General features: G+C 62.9%; 16 protein-coding genes. 9 read left to right on the top strand and 7 right to left on the bottom strand.

Going from position 1 to position 17,062, the window contains the following annotated elements; translation table 11 throughout:
• Positions 1–13: 13 nt before the first annotated feature.
• The 3 genes from atpD to LPJGGPFB_RS00480 all read left to right on the top strand — a co-directional run bounded on the left by atpD (position 14) and on the right by LPJGGPFB_RS00480 (position 3,755).
• Positions 14–1,528, top strand: coding sequence for a F0F1 ATP synthase subunit beta (gene atpD, locus LPJGGPFB_RS00490; protein ID WP_173418247.1), 1,515 nt, complete (start codon positions 14–16; stop codon positions 1,526–1,528).
• Positions 1,529–1,653: 125 nt separating this feature from the next.
• The gene (locus LPJGGPFB_RS00485) at positions 1,654–2,058 is read left to right on the top strand and encodes a F0F1 ATP synthase subunit epsilon (RefSeq protein ID WP_173418246.1); all 405 of its coding nucleotides are present in this window, start codon (positions 1,654–1,656) and stop codon (positions 2,056–2,058) included.
• A 269-nt stretch (positions 2,059–2,327) separates the two neighbouring features.
• Positions 2,328–3,755 carry a mannose-1-phosphate guanylyltransferase/mannose-6-phosphate isomerase gene (locus LPJGGPFB_RS00480; protein ID WP_173418245.1) on the top strand — a complete coding sequence of 476 codons (1,428 nt, stop codon included), beginning with the start codon at positions 2,328–2,330 and terminating at the stop codon, positions 3,753–3,755.
• Positions 3,756–3,921: 166 nt separating this feature from the next.
• On the opposite strand, the gene LPJGGPFB_RS00475 is transcribed toward LPJGGPFB_RS00480, so the two are convergent.
• Positions 3,922–5,025, bottom strand: coding sequence for a saccharopine dehydrogenase family protein (locus LPJGGPFB_RS00475; protein WP_173418244.1), 1,104 nt, complete (start codon positions 5,023–5,025; stop codon positions 3,922–3,924).
• 126 nt (positions 5,026–5,151) lie between these two features.
• On the opposite strand from LPJGGPFB_RS00475, the gene LPJGGPFB_RS00470 reads away from it, so the two are divergent.
• Complete coding sequence (locus LPJGGPFB_RS00470; RefSeq protein WP_173418243.1) at positions 5,152–5,583, top strand: Lrp/AsnC family transcriptional regulator; 432 nt, start codon at positions 5,152–5,154, stop codon at positions 5,581–5,583.
• 7 nt (positions 5,584–5,590) lie between these two features.
• Here LPJGGPFB_RS00470 and LPJGGPFB_RS00465 read toward each other — a convergent pair whose 3' ends face one another.
• Both LPJGGPFB_RS00465 and LPJGGPFB_RS00460 read right to left on the bottom strand, forming a co-directional pair.
• Positions 5,591–6,523 (bottom strand): DUF6030 family protein, encoded by a 933-nt coding sequence (locus LPJGGPFB_RS00465; protein WP_234902749.1) that lies wholly within the window; start codon positions 6,521–6,523, stop codon positions 5,591–5,593.
• Positions 6,520–7,431, bottom strand: coding sequence for a LysR substrate-binding domain-containing protein (locus LPJGGPFB_RS00460; RefSeq protein WP_234902748.1), 912 nt, complete (start codon positions 7,429–7,431; stop codon positions 6,520–6,522). Before LPJGGPFB_RS00460 ends, LPJGGPFB_RS00465 begins: the two co-directional genes overlap by 4 nt.
• A gap of 100 nt (positions 7,432–7,531) precedes the next feature.
• Here LPJGGPFB_RS00460 and LPJGGPFB_RS00455 point away from each other — a divergent pair, with 100 nt between their 5' ends.
• From LPJGGPFB_RS00455 to LPJGGPFB_RS00435, 5 genes are all read left to right on the top strand, one after another.
• Positions 7,532–8,674, top strand: a complete 1,143-nt coding sequence (locus tag LPJGGPFB_RS00455) for an iron-containing alcohol dehydrogenase (protein WP_173418242.1) — start codon at positions 7,532–7,534, stop codon at positions 8,672–8,674.
• 17 nt (positions 8,675–8,691) lie between these two features.
• Positions 8,692–10,191: an aldehyde dehydrogenase gene (locus tag LPJGGPFB_RS00450; protein WP_173418241.1), complete on the top strand. Its 1,500-nt coding sequence runs from the start codon at positions 8,692–8,694 to the stop codon at positions 10,189–10,191.
• An 18-nt stretch (positions 10,192–10,209) separates the two neighbouring features.
• A complete protein-coding gene (locus LPJGGPFB_RS00445; RefSeq protein WP_173418240.1) occupies positions 10,210–11,334 on the top strand; it encodes a mandelate racemase/muconate lactonizing enzyme family protein in 1,125 nt (374 codons plus the stop codon).
• A gap of 91 nt (positions 11,335–11,425) precedes the next feature.
• On the top strand, positions 11,426–12,331 hold the full coding sequence (locus LPJGGPFB_RS00440; protein WP_173418239.1) for an aminoglycoside phosphotransferase family protein: 906 nt from the start codon (positions 11,426–11,428) through the stop codon (positions 12,329–12,331).
• A 365-nt stretch (positions 12,332–12,696) separates the two neighbouring features.
• Complete coding sequence (locus LPJGGPFB_RS00435) at positions 12,697–13,446, top strand: F0F1 ATP synthase subunit A (RefSeq protein WP_173418238.1); 750 nt, start codon at positions 12,697–12,699, stop codon at positions 13,444–13,446.
• Positions 13,447–13,491: 45 nt separating this feature from the next.
• Here LPJGGPFB_RS00435 and LPJGGPFB_RS00430 read toward each other — a convergent pair whose 3' ends face one another.
• Genes LPJGGPFB_RS00430 through LPJGGPFB_RS00415 form a run of 4 tightly spaced genes read right to left on the bottom strand, consistent with a single transcriptional unit; the run spans position 13,492 to position 17,034 of the window.
• A complete protein-coding gene (locus LPJGGPFB_RS00430; RefSeq protein WP_173418237.1) occupies positions 13,492–14,343 on the bottom strand; it encodes a metal ABC transporter permease in 852 nt (283 codons plus the stop codon).
• Positions 14,340–15,200, bottom strand: a complete 861-nt coding sequence (locus LPJGGPFB_RS00425) for a metal ABC transporter permease (protein WP_173418236.1) — start codon at positions 15,198–15,200, stop codon at positions 14,340–14,342. The genes LPJGGPFB_RS00430 and LPJGGPFB_RS00425 overlap by 4 nt, the downstream gene beginning before the upstream one ends.
• The gene (locus tag LPJGGPFB_RS00420; RefSeq protein WP_210264327.1) at positions 15,197–16,132 is read right to left on the bottom strand and encodes a manganese/iron ABC transporter ATP-binding protein; all 936 of its coding nucleotides are present in this window, start codon (positions 16,130–16,132) and stop codon (positions 15,197–15,199) included. The genes LPJGGPFB_RS00425 and LPJGGPFB_RS00420 overlap by 4 nt, the downstream gene beginning before the upstream one ends.
• The gene (locus LPJGGPFB_RS00415; protein WP_173418235.1) at positions 16,129–17,034 is read right to left on the bottom strand and encodes a metal ABC transporter substrate-binding protein; all 906 of its coding nucleotides are present in this window, start codon (positions 17,032–17,034) and stop codon (positions 16,129–16,131) included. The genes LPJGGPFB_RS00420 and LPJGGPFB_RS00415 overlap by 4 nt, the downstream gene beginning before the upstream one ends.
• Between the last annotated feature and the right edge of the window lie 28 nt (positions 17,035–17,062).

Below are 17,062 nucleotides of genomic sequence, written 5' to 3'. Positions count from 1 at the left end.
GAGGGTAAGGATTATGGCTAAGGCAGCTACCCCGAAAGAAACCGCAGCGGCGAAGAAGCCGGCTGCACCGAGGAAGGCAGCTTCCGCCAAGACCGCAGTTGCGGCAGCTGGCGCTGTCGGTCGCGTAACGCAGGTCATCGGCGCCGTCGTCGACGTTGCGTTCGAAGAAGGCCAGCTTCCGCTGATCCTGAACGCACTGGAAACCGACAACAACGGTAACCGCCTCGTTCTCGAAGTCGCGCAGCACCTCGGCGAAAACTCCGTCCGCACGATCGCCATGGACTCGACCGAAGGTCTCGTCCGCGGCCAGCCGGTCACCGACACGGGTGCACCGATCACGGTTCCGGTTGGCGACGAAACGCTCGGCCGCATCATGAACGTCATCGGCGAGCCGGTCGACGAAGCTGGCCCGCTGGTCACGTCGGGCAAGCGCGCCATCCACCAGGACGCGCCGTCCTACGTCGAGCAGTCGACGGAAGCGCAGATCCTCGTCACCGGCATCAAGGTCGTCGACCTGCTCGCGCCTTACGCAAAGGGCGGCAAGATCGGCCTGTTCGGCGGCGCAGGCGTCGGCAAGACCGTTCTCATCATGGAACTGATCAACAACGTCGCCAAGGCGCACGGTGGTTACTCGGTCTTCGCAGGCGTGGGTGAACGTACCCGCGAAGGCAACGACCTCTACCACGAAATGATCGAGTCTGGCGTTAACAAGCATGGCGGCGGCGAAGGCTCCAAGGCTGCGCTCGTTTACGGCCAGATGAACGAACCGCCGGGCGCCCGCGCTCGCGTCGCTCTGACCGGTCTGACGATCGCTGAAGACTTCCGCGACAAGGGCCAGGACGTTCTGTTCTTCGTCGACAACATCTTCCGCTTCACCCAGGCAGGTTCCGAAGTGTCGGCTCTGCTCGGCCGTATTCCTTCGGCCGTGGGTTACCAGCCGACGCTGGCGACCGACATGGGTCAGATGCAGGAACGCATCACCACGACGACCAAGGGTTCGATCACCTCGGTTCAGGCCATCTACGTTCCGGCCGACGACTTGACCGACCCGGCGCCGGCTACCTCGTTCGCCCACTTGGACGCAACGACGGTTCTGTCGCGCTCGATCGCCGAAAAGGGTATCTACCCGGCGGTTGACCCGCTCGACTCCACGTCGCGCATGCTGGACCCGATGATCGTCGGCGAAGAGCACTACGAGATTTCGCGTAAGGTCCAGACGACCCTGCAGCGTTACAAGGCTCTCCAGGACATCATCGCCATCCTCGGCATGGACGAACTGTCGGAAGAGGACAAGCTGGCGGTTGCCCGCGCTCGTAAGATCGAACGCTTCCTGTCGCAGCCGTTCTTCGTGGCCGAAGTCTTCACCGGTTCGCCGGGCAAGCTGGTCGCTCTCGAAGACACGATCAAGGGCTTCAAGGGCCTCGTCAACGGTGACTACGACCATCTTCCGGAAGCCGCCTTCTACATGGTCGGCTCGATCGAAGAAGCGGTCGAAAAGGCCAAGAAGCTGGCTGCAGAAGCCGCTTGATAGCATCGTGAGCCTCGGCGCAGCGATGCGCCGAGGCTTTCATCCTGCGTTCCGCCCGGTGCGGAGCAGGGAAGACATGCACAGCCTGCCACCTCAGGTGGCGCGCCCACGAGAAGTGAATGGTCATGGCCAACAGTTTCAATTTTGAGCTTGTTTCCCCCGAGCGCCTGCTCCTCTCCGAGCAGGTGACGGAAGTCGTCATTCCGGCGACCGAGGGCGAGATGACCGTGATGGCCAATCATGCCCCGACAATGACGACGATCAAGCCTGGCATCGTTACCGTGAAGACGGCCGACGGTAAGGCCGATCGCTTTGTCGTGTTCGGTGGCTTCGCCGATATCCTGCCGACCGGCTGCACGCTGCTGGCTGAATCCGCCGTGCACGTCGACGAACTCGACCGCACTGCGCTTGAAAAGCGCATCGATGCTGCCCGTGCAGAGCTCGACGGTGCCGGCGACGAGAAGAAGACGCGCGTCGATCAGTTCATCGCGGAACTGACGAAGCTCGGGGAAATCGTGATCCCGGCCTGAAAGGGACATCCCGACGGGATAAACCAATGAAAAAGCCCCGCCTTCGAGCGGGGTTTTTTGTGTTCAGGCGTCGGCTGCAACAAGGCCGCCCGATCTTTGTGACGGCGCGAATTGACACGACGTAAAGGTGACGGGGCCGGCTCAGCCTTATCCTAAGTGTGGGGCATACCTCGCCTTTGGTGCGGTTTGTTTGGATCTCCGGCTTCAGGCATTCTTTAGCATCGGTCCTGTATGGATGGACTATCACTTGATGCACGCAGAGGCTTGGCATGACGTCTAAGATCGTCCCCGTAATCATGGCGGGTGGAAAGGGTACGCGCCTCTGGCCGCTGTCGCGCTCTGGCGCGCCGAAGCAATTCCTGCAGATCCTCTCCGATCGGTCGCTGTTCCAGCAGACGCTGGAGCGCGTCAGCGACAACAGGCTTTACGAGCCGGCGATCATCGTCACCAATAGCGATTTCCGCTTCATCGTCGCCGAACAGGCGCGCGCCGTCCATGCTCCGCTCAGCGATATCCTGCTTGAGCCCGTTGCTCGCAACACGGCGCCCGCATTGGCGGCCGCGGCCTTCGTTGTCCTCGCCAGGTTCGGTGAGACGGCGATCATGCAGGTGCTGGCCTCCGATCACGAAATTGATGCCGGAGCGGTCTACATCGATTGCATGCTCCGCGCGCAGCAGGCCGCCGAGGCCGGCGAACTGGTCACCTTCGGCATCACGCCGACGGAGCCGGCGACCGGCTACGGCTATATCGAGCTCGGCGAGGCGCTTGCGGCAGGGGCAAACAGGGTCGCCCGCTTCGTCGAAAAGCCGGATCGCGCCAAGGCGGAAGCGATGCTTTCGACCGAGCGTTACCTCTGGAACTCCGGCATGTTCATGCTGCCGGTCAAGGCGTTCCTCGACGAAATGCTGCTTTATGCGCCCGAGGTTCATGCCCGTACGAAGGCGGCCGTCGAGGGTGCCAGCAAGGATCTCGATTTCAGCCGGCTGGAGGCGAAGGCCTTTGCTGCAGCGCCCGACATTTCGGTCGACTACGCCGTTTTCGAAAAGACGGCGCGGGCCGCCGTCGTTCCTTCCTCCTTTGCCTGGTCGGATCTTGGCAGCTGGGATGCCGTGTGGAAGACCGGCCGCAAGGATGCCGACGGCAATGTCGTCACCGACAGGGCGACGGTGTCGAATACCCGCAACTCGCTGGTGCTCTCGCGCGATATCCACCTTGCGGTGCAGGGCCTTGACGATATTGCGGTGATTGCCAGCGAAGACGCCGTCTATGTCGGGCGCCTGGAAGATAGCCAGAGCGTCGGCAACATCGTCAAGCTTCTCGCCCGCGCGCCGGCAACGGCGGAGCTGACGAAGGAGCACCCGACGTCCTACAGGCCCTGGGGAGCCGTCTCCTCGGTCTCCAGCGGCGAGCGCTATGAGGTGAAGCGGCTGAAGGTCAGCCCCGGCAAGAAGATCTCGCTGCAGAAGCACCATCATCGCGCCGAGCACTGGATCGTGGTGCGGGGCACGGCCGAGATCACCATGGCCGGCGAAACCCGGCTGCTGCATGAAAACGAGTCCGTCTATATCCCGCAAGGAACGGTCCACCGGCTGCACAATCCCGGCAAGATCCCGCTGGAACTGATCGAGGTGCAGACCGGGTCCTATCTCGGCGAAGACGATATCATCCGCATCGAGGATGAGTTCGGCCGGACATAGCTCCCCATAATCGATCTCTGTGAGGCGGAGCGCTCAAGGGGTTATCGTACCCTCTCGCCGGGGTTGCGACGCGTGCCGCGGCCGGTTCAGAATATCCAGCAGCCAGCGTAAAAAAATGCCCGGGAAAACCCGGGCATTAAAGTCAGCGCAGTCGAGCCGAGTGGTCTCAGCCGGCGACGCGCTCTGCCTCGCCCTTCTGGGCGTAGTAGTGGCCGAAGCGGTTTGCAAGGAAGGTATCGAGAGAGATGTCTTCCTGACGCACGAAACCCTTGGACGCGATCTTGCCATTGGCCAGCAGATCGAGCACGGCGCAGATGCTGCCGGCAGTGGTGATCTGGATGCCGCTCTGCATGCGACCGGCGACGACGCCGCTATAGACCTTGTTAGCGTAGGTTTCCTGGATCAGGCGACCTTCGCGGAAGCCCGAAACCGTGACGAAGATCACGACGACGTCCTGGGTGGTGGTCGGCAGCGCGTTTTCGAAGATGTCCTTCAGGACTTCGCGGCGGTGACGCAGGCCGAGGTCGTTGAGAAGCGCCTTCATGATCGCGGCGTGGCCGGGGTAGCGGATCGTCTTGTAGTTCAGCGTGCGGACCTTGCCCTTCAGCGATTCGCAGAGCGTGCCGAGGCCGCCAGACGTGTTGAAGGCTTCATAGGTGACGCCGTCGAGCGAGAACTCTTCGCGCTCTTCCATCGCGGGAACTTCGATCAGGCTGCCTTCGACGATCGCTTCGCAGGGCTCAATGTATTCGTTGATGACGCCGTCGGTGCTCCAGGTCAGGTTGTAGTTGAGAGCATTCGACGGGTACTGCGGCAGGGCGCCAACGCGCATGCGCACGTTTTCAAGCGTCTCGAAGCGGCTGGCGAGATCATTGGCGACGATCGAGATGAAGCCAGGCGCGAGGCCGCACTGGGGGATGAAGGCGGTGTTGGCCTTGGCGGCGATCGCCTTGACCTGGCGGGTGGATTCGACGTCTTCGGTCAGATCGAGGTAGTGGATGCCGGCTTCCGCAGCGGCTTCAGCGATCGCAACCGTCAGGTGGAACGGCGCGGCGCTGAGAACGGCGAACTTGCCGGAGAGAAGCGAAACGAGCGCCTTCTTGTCGCCGATGTCGACGGCGGCCGTGGTGATGGCGTCATGCTTCTCGATCTGGCTCAGCTGTTCGGCGCTGCGGTCGGCAACGCAGACGCTGTAGTCCCCGGTGTGCGCGAGCATGCGCGCAATGGTGGAGCCGATCTTGCCTGCTCCGATGACGACGATGTTTTTCATGAGTTTCCCCCAGGGTATGAAATTCGTTTCGGTCCTTATTGTCAGGTGGGAAGCTGTTGATTTGAAGCGCTGATATGACTAAATCGCCTATAGATATTCGGCAGATTGCCTAGATGGACCGACGAAATGCAGATCACCGACAAGGATCGCGAACTTCTCGCCGTGCTCAGCGAAAACGCCCGCATGCCGACGGCGACGATTGCCCGCAGGCTCGGCCTGTCGCGAACGACCGTGCAGGCGCGGATCGAGCGGCTGGAGCGCGAGGGGATCATCGCTGGCTACGGTGTCCGTCTGTCGGAGAGCTATGAAAAGGGTCTCGTCAAGGCGCATGTGCTGATCACCATCGCGCCGCGGGCGCTCAGCCGTGTGACGCCGGAGCTTGCCGCCATCCGCGAGATCCGCATGCTCCACTCCGTCAGCGGCAGCTTTGATCTGATCGCGGTCGTTGCTGCGGCCTCGATCAACGAACTCGACCTTCTGATCGATCGCATCGGCGAAATCGACGGCGTCGACCGGACGCTGTCGTCGATCATTCTCTCGACGCGGATCGATCGCTGAGCCCAGGTCAGGGTTTTGTGTTGAGGTCGGTCTTTTCTGGTCCAGAATTCTCGGCCGTGCCCGTTTCCGTTTCGCCGCTCGCCGGCACCTTGGCCGGCCCGTTCCACGCCGTCGGACCGAGAACGAAGCTGCGGACGTCGTCAGTGCCGTAGGGGAGCCACTTCTCCCGGTCGAAATAGACTTCGGCGATGGTCTTCGGGCGGGCGCGGGCTGGCTGGTTGGCGAGGAAATTGTAGCGTGCCGTGGTCTCGTCGGTTTCGCGCTTGAACTGAACGCGGCTGCCGAAGCGCTTGACGTCGAACTCCTTCAGTGCCTGGATCTGCAGCGTGATGCTGCCGCCATCGGCCCAGCGCACGTGATCGAGGAAGACCGATGCGGCGCGTGCGGCACTCGTCGTTACCACCTGGGCATCCTCAGGGCGCTCGATGTTGAGCTTGACGCGAAACGATGTGATCTCTTCCTCGCCGCTGCCCTTGATGAAGATGAAGATCGACGAGGTCTTGTCGACCCCTGGCCGCGGGAAGGACACCAGCGAAGAGCACTCCCACTGGCCGCGCTCGCCGGCGCTCGATTTCCATTCGAGTTCGCGGAAGCCGGCCTCGCGCAGTTCGTCGCAGAGCGCGCGCGGATCGCTGCGCAACACCCGCAGGAACTGCTGCTCCGGCGTGTGCAGATCCTGGAAGGTCCAGACCGGCAAGGCGATGCGTGGCGGCTTTCGCTTGACCTGGGCGGGTGGCTCCGGGCGCTTCGCCTTTTCGAGAAATGTGGTTGGAAGGTCGAGCGCCCTGAGCAACCGTTTCAGGTTTCGCTGTTCGTTGGCAAGCAGGACCGTCGCCGCTATTGCCGTGACGATCACCGCCAAGGCAAAGAGGAAGAAGGCCACGCCGGTGCGGCTTGGCTGTTTCGGCGGTGGCATCGCCTTGGCGCGTCCGCTGCTCATGTCGACTTTGCGAGTGCGGCGTGTAGGCGCAGCACCTCGTCCCTCGATGGCCGATTGCGGGGCAGGCCGAGATAGTAGCCATAGCCGGTGGCGAGCGTCTTGCCGCCGAGAACGATGAGCCTGCCGTCGTCGATATGTCCGCTGAGCAGCCCAAGGCTGCCGAGCGCGACGCCATCGCCGCGAAGGGCGGCATCGACAGCCATTACATAGGTCGAAAATGTGTATCGCGGTCGCAGCCTGGCGCCACGCGTGCCCGCACCGGTGCGCTCGAACCATTGCTGGAAGGAGATCCAATTGGCGTTGAAGCGGTCATAGTCGATGAGATCGAGCGCAGCGAGCGCCTGCGGCGTCAGCATCGCCGCATCGAGCCCGCGCGAGGCGAGATAATCAGGCGATGCGACCGGTGCCAGTTCTTCCGCCATCAGCGGCGTCAGGTGCCAGCGGGGATGATCGCCGGTCGAATAGAGGATGACGAGGTCGTTGTTTTCGGATGCCAGCTCCGAGGGACTGTCGGAGGTCAGCAGCCGGATGGAAATGCCGGGGTTCTCCTTGCCGAATTCGCGCAGCCTGGTGCCGAGCCAGAGGTGGGAGACCGAGCCGCTGGCCGCAATCGAGATCGCCTGGCCGGTCGCGCCACGGAAGGGTTCCAGGCTTTCCTCGAGATAGTCGAGCGAGGCCCGCACGCGCTGGGACAGCCGTTCGCCCTGTGGCGTCAGTTCCAGGTTCTTGCCGCGACGGCTGAAAAGCGGGCTGCCGAGATGATCCTCGAGCGTCTTGATGCGCCGGCTGACGGCGGCCTGGGTGATGTTGAGCTCGCGACCGGCACGGGAAAAATTCATATGCCGGCTGGCGGCGTCGAACACGCGAAAAGCCTCCAGCGGGATACGGTCGAGCAGCCGGTGTTCCATGATCTCAGGTTATCAAAAAGGCCGAAAATTGCATGGATTTGAAAATATCAGATTGTGATGCAGGGTAAAGCGATCATCCCGCGGCGACAGGAAGACGACCTTGTCCTTCTCCACTTCCTTCATTCCCGAAATCCGCCTGGCAGACAATATCCATACGACCATCGGCACGGCCGCAAAAGCGCAGGGCGCTGCCGCGGCAACGATCGTCATCGACGGTTTCCTCGCCCAGTCCGGTCTTGCCGGCCGCATCGTCGACAGCCTCGACCATGAGGGTGTTGCAACGCGGGTGTTTTCCGATTTTGCCGGCGAGCCGAAACTCGCACATGTGCGCGCAGCCACGAAGTCCGCCGTCGGCTCAGACCTCGTGATCGGCATCGGCGGCGGTTCGGCGCTGGATATCGCCAAGATCGCCGCCTGCTGCGCTGCCTCCGGCGAAGATCCGATGTTTTATGCGCTTGCCGCCAATGCGCTGCCGAAGACCCCCCTGAAGAAGATCATGGTGCCGACGACGGCCGGAACCGGCTCCGAGACGTCGGCGACTAACATCTTTGCCGGGCCCGAGGGCAAGAAGCTCTGGATCTGGGGGGCGGAAACCAAGGCCGATCTGGTGCTGCTCGATCCGGTGCTGACGACGACGCTGCCGGCACATCTGACCGCTTGGTGCGGCCTCGACGCCTTCATCCATGCCTTCGAGGCGGCGACGAACCGCAACACGCACCGCGGCGCGCAGTTCTATGCACATGAGGCCCTGCGCCTGCTGACGGCATCGCTGGAGACGGCGGTGCGCGAGCCCGGCAATCTGCAAGCCCGCGCCGACGTTTTGCTCGGCTCCTGTTATGCCGGCATCGCCATCGACAATTGCGGCACTGCCGTCGCCCACAATATCAGCCACGCGCTCGCAGGATTGGCGCCAGTTCACCATGGCCTTGCGACAGCGCTCGGTTTCGAGGCGACGCTCGATTGGCTTGTCGATGCCGACACAGTCGAGCTTGAGGCCGCTGCGAGAGCTTGCGGCTCTTCCCGTGCCAGCGACCTTCCGGACTTCGTTTCGCGCCTCATGGACCGCTGCGGCCTTGTGAGGGCGCTTCCTGCTACCTTCGAAGCTTTCGGAGCCGGCGATCTGGCCGCAGAAATGAAAGCGCCGGAAAACCAGCCGATGCGGCGATCGACGATCCGCCCGATCGACGACGCGGATATCGATCGGTTTGCGGCGACAATCATGGCTCTGCCAAAGACGATGTAAGCGAAGGACGACACGAAATGAGCAAGGTCTTTACGCGCGACTATTGGCAAGACGTTCTTTCGGCGTTGAAGCCGGAGGGTCGGCATTTCATCGACAGCGAACATCGTGCCAGCGCCTCCGGCGAAACGTTCATCCGCGCCCGGCCGATGGACGGCAAGCCGGGGCCGGCAATCGCGCGGGGCGGTGTGGCCGATATCGATACGGCGGTCGCGAGCGCGCGGACCGCCTTCGAGAGGGGCATCTGGCGACGGAAGGAGCCGCTTGAGAAAAAGAAGATCATACTCAAATGGGCCGATCTCATCCGGACCCATGGCGAGGAACTCGCCATGCTCGAAACGCTCGATGTGGGCAAGCCGATCATGGCGTCGCTCAATGTCGACGTCCGGCTCTGCGCCGACGGCATCCAGTTCTACGGCGAGATGATCGACAAGCTCTATGACGAGATTGCGCCGACCGGCCCGAACGCCCGGGCGCTGGTGCGCAAGGTGCCGCTCGGCGTCATCGGTGTGATCACGCCCTGGAACTACCCGATGATCATCGACGCCTGGAAGCTAGGGCCGGCGATCGCGGCCGGCAATTCCGTCGTGCTTAAACCGGCCGAGCAGTCGTCGCTCACCGCCATTCGCCTTGCGAGCCTCGCCGTAGAAGCCGGGCTGCCAGCCGGCGTGTTCAACGTCGTTACCGGCTATGGCGAAGAGACCGGCAAGCCGCTGGCTTTGCATATGGACGTCGACATGATCGCCTTTACCGGCTCGACGGAGGTCGGCAAGCTGATCATGGGCTATGCGGCGCAGTCGAACGTCAAGCGGGTGGCCCTCGAACTCGGCGGCAAGTCGCCGCTGGTGGTCTTCGAAGATGCCGATCTCGATGCAGCGGCTTCGGCTGTTGCCTGGGGCTGCTTCTACAATTCCGGCGAGACATGCCATGCCTCGACCCGGCTGATCGTGCATCGCTCGGTTCAGGACGCGCTGATCGCAAAGATCGAGGCGGTGACGAAGAGCGACATTGCGCTTAGGCATCCGCTCGACCCGACAGCCCAGATCGGTGCGCTGATCGAAGAGGCGCACCTTGAAAAGGTGCTGTCGCTGGTGGCAGTCGGCGAGAAGGAGGGCGCACGCCGCGCCTTTGGCGCCGAGCGGGTGATGACCGAGACTGGCGGTTACTACGTCTCGCCCGGCGTCTTCGTCGACATGACCAACGACATGAGCTTGGCGCGCCAGGAGATCTTCGGCCCGGTGCTGGCCGCCATCGCCTTCGATACGGAGGAGGAGGCGCTGCGGATCGCCAACGATACGATCTACGGGCTGGCGGGTGCCGTCTTCACGAAAGACATGGATCGGGCGCATCGGTTTTCCGAGGCGATCCATGCCGGCACGGTCTGGATCAACACCTATGACATGTCTAACTTTGCGACCCCCTTCGGCGGCTTCAAGCAGTCGGGCTTCGGCCGCGACCGCTCCGTGCATGCGATCGACAAATATTGCGACTACAAGACCATCTGGCAGCAGTTCGGCTGAGCCTTCGGGGGAGAGACCATGAGCAAGATCGCATCCATCGAGATCAGCCACCATCGCCTGCCGCTCGATCCGCCGTTCAAGGCGAGCTGGGACGGGCGGCCGCGCCGACAGTTCGACGCGACCATCGTGCGCGTCCGGGACGACGAGGGCCGCGAGGGTATCGGCTCCGGCGACCTGATGAAGGGGTTCGAGGGGCACGAGGACCTGTTCATCGGTGAGGATCCGCGCCAGCTCGAGCGCCACTACGAGGTGCTCTCGCACATCAATTTCCACTATGGCCGTTGCTGGCCGATGGATCTGGCGTTGTGGGACCTCTCCGGCAAGATCACCGGCGAGCCGGTCTGGCGACTGCTCGGTGGCCGGTCGGATCGGGTGCGCCTCTATGCCTCCTCGGGCGTGCTGCGCGATCCCGGCGCCATGGCCGCGCAAGCGGAAAGCTATGTCGACGAAGGCTTTCCGGCAATGAAGGTGCGCTTCTCGTCATCGTCCGGCGGTCGCGGCACCTGGCGCGACGACGTGCGCGCGCTCGAAGCGATCCGTGCCCGTGTCGGCGATCGTCTCGACCTGATGGTCGACTGCAACCAGGGTTGGCGCATGCCCTGGGATACGACGCTCTCCTGGACCTTCAAGGATGCGCTGATGGTGGCGCGCGAGCTGGAGCGGCTCGGCATCTACTGGATGGAGGAGCCGCTGCACCGCTCGGACCGCAAGGGCATGCGGCGGCTTTCGGATGCGACGTCGCTGCGCATCGCTGGCGGCGAGATGACCCGCGAGCTCTACGAGTTTCGCGATATCATCGAGGACCGTGCCTTCGACGTGATCCAGCCTGACGTGGCGCTCGTCGGCGGCATCACCGGTTGCCGGCGTCTCGCCTTCCAGGCGCGCGAGGCCGGCGTGATGATGACGCCGCATTCCTGGACCAACGGCATCGGCGTGCTTGCCAACGCCCACCTGACGGCCGGTGTCGGCGATGCGCCCTGGCTCGAATATCCCTACGACAATCCGGAATGGAGCGAGGTGCGCCGCGATTTTCCGATGAAGGCGCCGCTGCGCCATGCGGGCGGCTGGCTCGAACTTGGAGAGGCTCCGGGGCTCGGTGTCGTGCTCGATGAAGACAGGCTGAAGGCGACGCGGATCGGCTAAGTCGGTTTGTCCGCCTCGGGCGGAAAAGTTGCGAAGGCACGACGATCGGCTAAAACAGGCGTCCCGACTCTGGCGAGGCGCTTGTTTCGATATGTCCGACCAATCGACGATCATTCCCACCATTGATGCGGCGCTGGTCCGGCGCCTGATCGCCGCGCAGTTTCCGCAGTGGGCCGGGCTCGACATCGCCCCCTTGCTTCCAGGCGGCTGGGACAACCGTACCTTTCATCTCGGACAGGACATGACCGTCCGTTTGCCGAGTGCCGCATCCTATGCGCTGCAGGTGGAAAAGGAGCAGGTCTTCCTGCCGAAGCTGGCGCCGCACCTGCCGCTGCCGATCCCGGTGCCGCTCGCAAGGGGGGTGTCCGGCGAGGGTTATCCATGGCCGTGGTCGGTCTATCGCTGGCTGCCGGGCGAGACGGCGGCGGATGAACGCATCGGCGACCTCACGATCTTTGCCGAGGACCTTGCCCGTTTTCTAGTCGCCTTGAGAGAGGTGGATCCAAGCGGTGGGCCGCTGCCGGGTGTGCACAATTTCTTTCGCGGTGGGCCGCCTGGCCACTACGACACCGAGACGCGCCACGCGCTCGTGGCGCTTGAGGGACGCATCGATACGCAAGCCGCACGCGACGTCTGGCAGGCGGCGCTTTCGGCACGCTGGCAGGGCGCACCGGTCTGGTTCCACGGCGATATCAGTTGGGGCAATCTGCTCGTGGAAGACGGTCGCTTGAGCGCTGTCATCGATTTCGGCACCTCGGGCATCGGCGATCCCGCCTGTGATCTCGCCATCGCCTGGACGCTGTTTCGTGGGGAAAGCCGAGAAGTCTTTCGCGCCGGCATGGGGCTCGATGCCGGTACCTGGGCGCGCGGACGCGGCTGGACTCTTTGGAAGGCGCTGATCGTCTATGCCGGTCTCCCCGGCACCAACTCTGCCGAGGCGGAAAAGAGCCGCAAGGTGATCGAAGAGGTGCTGGCCGACCACCGGGATTTTGGCTGAGCCTCGGTCGGCTCAACGATCCGATGCAGAAGCCAGCGCTCTATCCCAGGGTGTGTGTCGGCTTGACCTCGCCGAAATTTGTCTCTAGGTCAGGCGCACGCGGGACGACCCGCGTCGATGCTTCGCCTGGGGACGGCCCCACTATCTCGATACGCGAGATAATGGAGTCGATCGCATCATGCAGCATTCTCGCCTGCGGCACGTCCGCGTGCGCTTTTCCTTCCTGACAGAGCTGAGTTTTTGCTTCGGGCGCCATCGCGCTCCATCGCGAGACCGGCATTCGCCTGCTTCTCCCACAATTTGATGCGCCTGCGGCCGCCGCCGGCGCGCCGTGGTTGCTTCCTTGCCAACGCACGAGGCTCATGATGGCCGGACCCATCGAACAATTCGAGATCAAGTCGCTTTTCCACATCGCCGAGGTCGGCGGACACTATATCAGCTTTACCAATTCGTCCGTCTTCATGATCGTGACGGTGGCGATTGCCAGCCTTTTCCTGATGCTTTCGACGCGTCGGCGCGGCCTGGTGCCGAACCGGGCGCAGTCGGCAGCCGAAATTCTCTACGAGTTCGTGTCGAAGACCTTGCGCGAGAATGCCGGCGAGCACGGCATGCGCTTCTTCCCGCTGGTGTTCTCGCTGTTCATGTTCATCCTGGTCGCCAACCTGATCGGCATGTTTCCCTATGCCTTCACGGTGACGAGCCATATTGCCGTGACCTTTGCGCTGGCGGCTCTGGTGTTCCTGACCGTGACGATCTACGGCCTGGTCAAGCATGGCTTCGGCTTTCTCCGCCTGTTCATGCCGTCGGGCGTGCCGCTGGTGCTGGCGCCGATCATCATCCCGATCGAGGTCGTGTCCTACATCTCGCGCCCGGTCAGCCACTCCGTTCGTCTTTTCGCCGTCATGCTTGCCGGCCATATCACCTTGAAAGTGTTTGCCGGCTTCGTCGTCAGCCTCAGCAGCTTCGGCGCGCTTGGGATGCTCGGTGCCGTCATGCCCTTGATGATGACCGTGGCGCTTACGGGGCTCGAACTGCTGATGTCGGTCATCCAGGCCTATATCTTCACCATGCTGACCTGCATGTATCTCAACGACGCGCTCCATCCGAGCCATTGAGATGACAATTTAGAGGCTCCCTTCCCGCGGAAGGGAGCCTCTAACTTATTCGACGGGCGCGCGCTGCGCCTCGATGCGGGCCGCCCGGAAGGACGACCACAGGAACGCGGCGAGGAAGATCACGGTCATCAAGAGCACGATGGTCGGTGCCGGGGCGCTGTCGATGAAGAACGAGAGATAGACGCCCGTAAACGAGGCGACGGTCGCGACCAGCACGGCAACGATGAGCATGCTGCCCATGGTGCGGGTGATCAGGAACGCGATGGCGCCGGGGGCAATCAGCATGGCGATGGCGAGGATCAGGCCGACAGCCTTGAGAGCACCGACGATCGTCAGCGACAGGATTGCCAAGAGCCCGTAGTGCAGCCAGTTGACGCGCAGGCCAACGGCCTTGGCCTGGGCCGGGTCGAAGGCATGCAGCAGGAAATCCCGCCATTTCACGGCCAGGATAGCGGTCGCCACCAGCGCGATCAGGCCGGTCTCGATGATATCGGGCCAGCCGATGCCGAGCATGTCGCCGAAGAGGATGTGGTCGAGATGCACGTCGCTCTGGATCTTGGTGTAGAGCACCAGGCCGAAGCCAAACATGCCGGAAAACACCACGCCCATCACCGTATCCTGCTTGATGCGGCTGTTTTCCTTGAGGTAGCCGGTCAGGAGCGCGCAGGACATGCCGGCGGCAAAGGCACCGACTGCAAGCGGCAGGCCGACGATGTAGGAGATGACGACGCCGGGAAAGACCGCATGCGAGATGGCGTCGCCCATCAGCGACCAGCCTTTCAGCACGAGGAAGCAGGAGAGCAGCGCCGTCGGGATCGCCACCAGAACCGAGATCAAAAGCGCGTTGCGCATGAACTCGAATTCGAAGACGGCGAGCAGAAGGTCGAGCGAAATCATGGCGCGGCCTCCAGGGCTTCGGCGCTGCGCCGGCGCGCCGCCCGCAATCCGTGCTTCGGCGCGAAAACGAAGGCTGCGAGGAAGATCAGCGTCTGCAGTACGATGATGATGCCGCCGGTGGCGCCATCGAGGAAGTAGCTGAAATAGGCGCCGAAGAAGCTGGTGAGCGCGCCGATCGCGACACTGATGACGATCAGCCGCGGGAAACGGTCGGTGAGCAGATAGGCGGTGGCGCCTGGTGTCACCACCATGGCGATCACCAGGAAGGCGCCGACTGTCTGCAGCGCTGCGACCGTGCAGGCAGACAGCAGTGTGAAGAACAGCACCTTGAGAAAAGTCGTCGGGATGCCGATCGAGCGCGCATGGCTCTCGTCGAAGAAGGTGACCATCAGGTCCTTCCACTTCGCCGTCAGGATGAGAAGCGAGATGATGCCGATCAGCGCAAGCTGCAGCGTGTCGGCAGGCGTGATCGCGAGGATGTTGCCGAGAACGATCGTCTGGATGTTCACCGAGGTCGGTGACAGCGACACCATGAACAGGCCGAGGCCGAAGAACGAGGTGAAGATCAGCCCGATGATGGTGTCTTCCTTGAGCCGGGTGCGCTGGTTGAGAAAGAGCATCGCACCGGCCGCAAGCCCGCCGGAAAAGAACGCGCCGAGCGAGAAGGGCAGGCCGAGCATATAGGCGCCGGCGACGCCCGGGACGATCGAGTGCGAGAGCGCGTCGCCGATCAGCGACCAGCCTTTCAGCATCAGATAGGACGACAGGAAGGCGCAGACGGCGCCGACCAGGGCGCTCACCCACATGGCATTGACCATGTAATTGTAGGTGAAGGGCTCGAGGAGCGTGGCGATCATTTGCCTGCTGCCTCCGGGTCGGTCTCGGGCTTGGCCGGCTGCGACACCATCTGCCCCTTGGCGCCGTACATCACCAGCGGCCGCTCGTCGTCGGTGATGACAGACAATTGCCGCGGATCGGCGTCGTCATGCAGGCTGTCGCCGCCGAGCACAAAATGCCGGAGCACGCCGCCGAAGGCGAGTTCGAGGTTTTCGCGGGTGAAGGTCGTTTCGGTCGGGCCGTAGGCGAGCACGGTATTCTTCAGGAGAACGGTGCGGTCGCAGAATTCCGGTACGCTGCCGAGATTGTGGGTCGAGACCAGCATGACGCGACCTTCGTCGCGCAAGCCCATCAGCAGCCGGATGATGGCGTCTTCCGTCTTGACGTCGACGCCGGTGAAGGGCTCGTCGAGCAGGATGACGCGGCCATCCTGGGCGAGGGCGCGGGCAAGAAACACGCGCTTCTTCTGGCCGCCGGAAAGCTCGCCGATCTGGCGCTTGCGGAAGTCGCTCATGCCGACACGGGCAAGGGCTGCCGACACCGCCTCATGGTCGGCCTTTTTCGGGATGCGCAGCATGTTCATGTGGCCGTAGCGGCCCATCATCACCACGTCCTCGACCAGAACAGGAAAATTCCAGTCGACTTCTTCTGCCTGTGGGACATAGGCGACGAGGTTCTTCTTCAGAGCCTCGGGCACCGACAATCCGAGGATCGAGATCTCGCCCTTGGCCAGCCGGGCAAAACCCATGATCGCCTTGAAGAGGGTCGACTTGCCGCTGCCGTTGACGCCGACAAGGGCGGTGATCGTGCCGGTCGGGATCTCGAAGGAGGCATCGCGCAGGGCACGGTGGCCGTTTCGATAGGTCACCGTCGCGCCGGAGACACGGATGCCGCTGCCAATATCTCCGGTGCCGGCCGTCGGGCGGGCACCGGTCTTCACCTGAAGGTTCATTGCGAAAGGCCTTTCGCGATGGTTTCGGACGTGACGCGCAGCAGGTCGATATAGGTCGGCACCGGACCGTCCGCCTCGCTCAGCGAATCAACATAGAGCACGCCGCCGTATTTGGCGCCGGTTTCCCGCGCCACCTGCTGCGCCGGGTCGGGCGAAATCGTACTTTCGGAGAAGACGACGGGGATGTTGTGCGCCCGCACGGCGTCTATGACCTTGCGCACCTGCTGTGGCGTGCCCTGCTGGTCGGCATTGATCGGCCAGAGGTAAAGCTCCTTCAGGCCGAAGTCGCGGGTGAGGTAGCTGAAGGCGCCTTCGCTCGAAACCAGCCAGCGCTTGTCCTCCGGGATCTTGCCGATCTCGGTCCGGATCGGGGCAATCGCCGCCTCGATCTTCTGCTTGTAGGCTTCGGCGTTGGCCTTGTAGGTCTCGGCATTATCAGGGTCGTACTTCACGAATGCGTCGCGGATGTTGTCGACATAGATCAGTGCTGCCGAAGGCGACATCCAGGCATGTGGGTTCGGCTTGCCGCTATAGGGACCTTCGGCGATGCCCATCGGCTCGACACCTTCAGAGACGACCACGCCTGGAACTTCGTCGAAGTTCTGGAAGAACTTTTCGAACCAGAGTTCGAGATTGAGGCCGTTCCAAAGGATCAGCTTGGCATCGTGTGCCTTCAGGATGTCGCGGGGCGTCGGCTGGTAGTTGTGGATTTCCGCACCGGGCTTGGTGATGGATTCGACGATGGCCGCGTCGCCCGCGACGTTCTTGGCCATGTCGGCAATCACCGTGAACGTCGTAACGGCCTTGAACTTTTCCTGCGCCAGAGCGGTGCCCGGAACGAGCGCGAAGGCTGCCAATGCGGTTGCTGCAACCAGGATCGCGCGTCTCGTCTGATCGATCATTCCATACTCCCCGATGTTGTCTTGCACA

The sequence above is a fragment of the Ensifer adhaerens genome, from assembly GCF_013283195.1.
Lineage (GTDB): Bacteria > Pseudomonadota > Alphaproteobacteria > Rhizobiales > Rhizobiaceae > Ensifer > Ensifer adhaerens_G.
The sequence above is the reverse complement of the archived record's forward strand: the minus strand, read 5'-3'. Positions and strand labels throughout refer to the sequence as shown.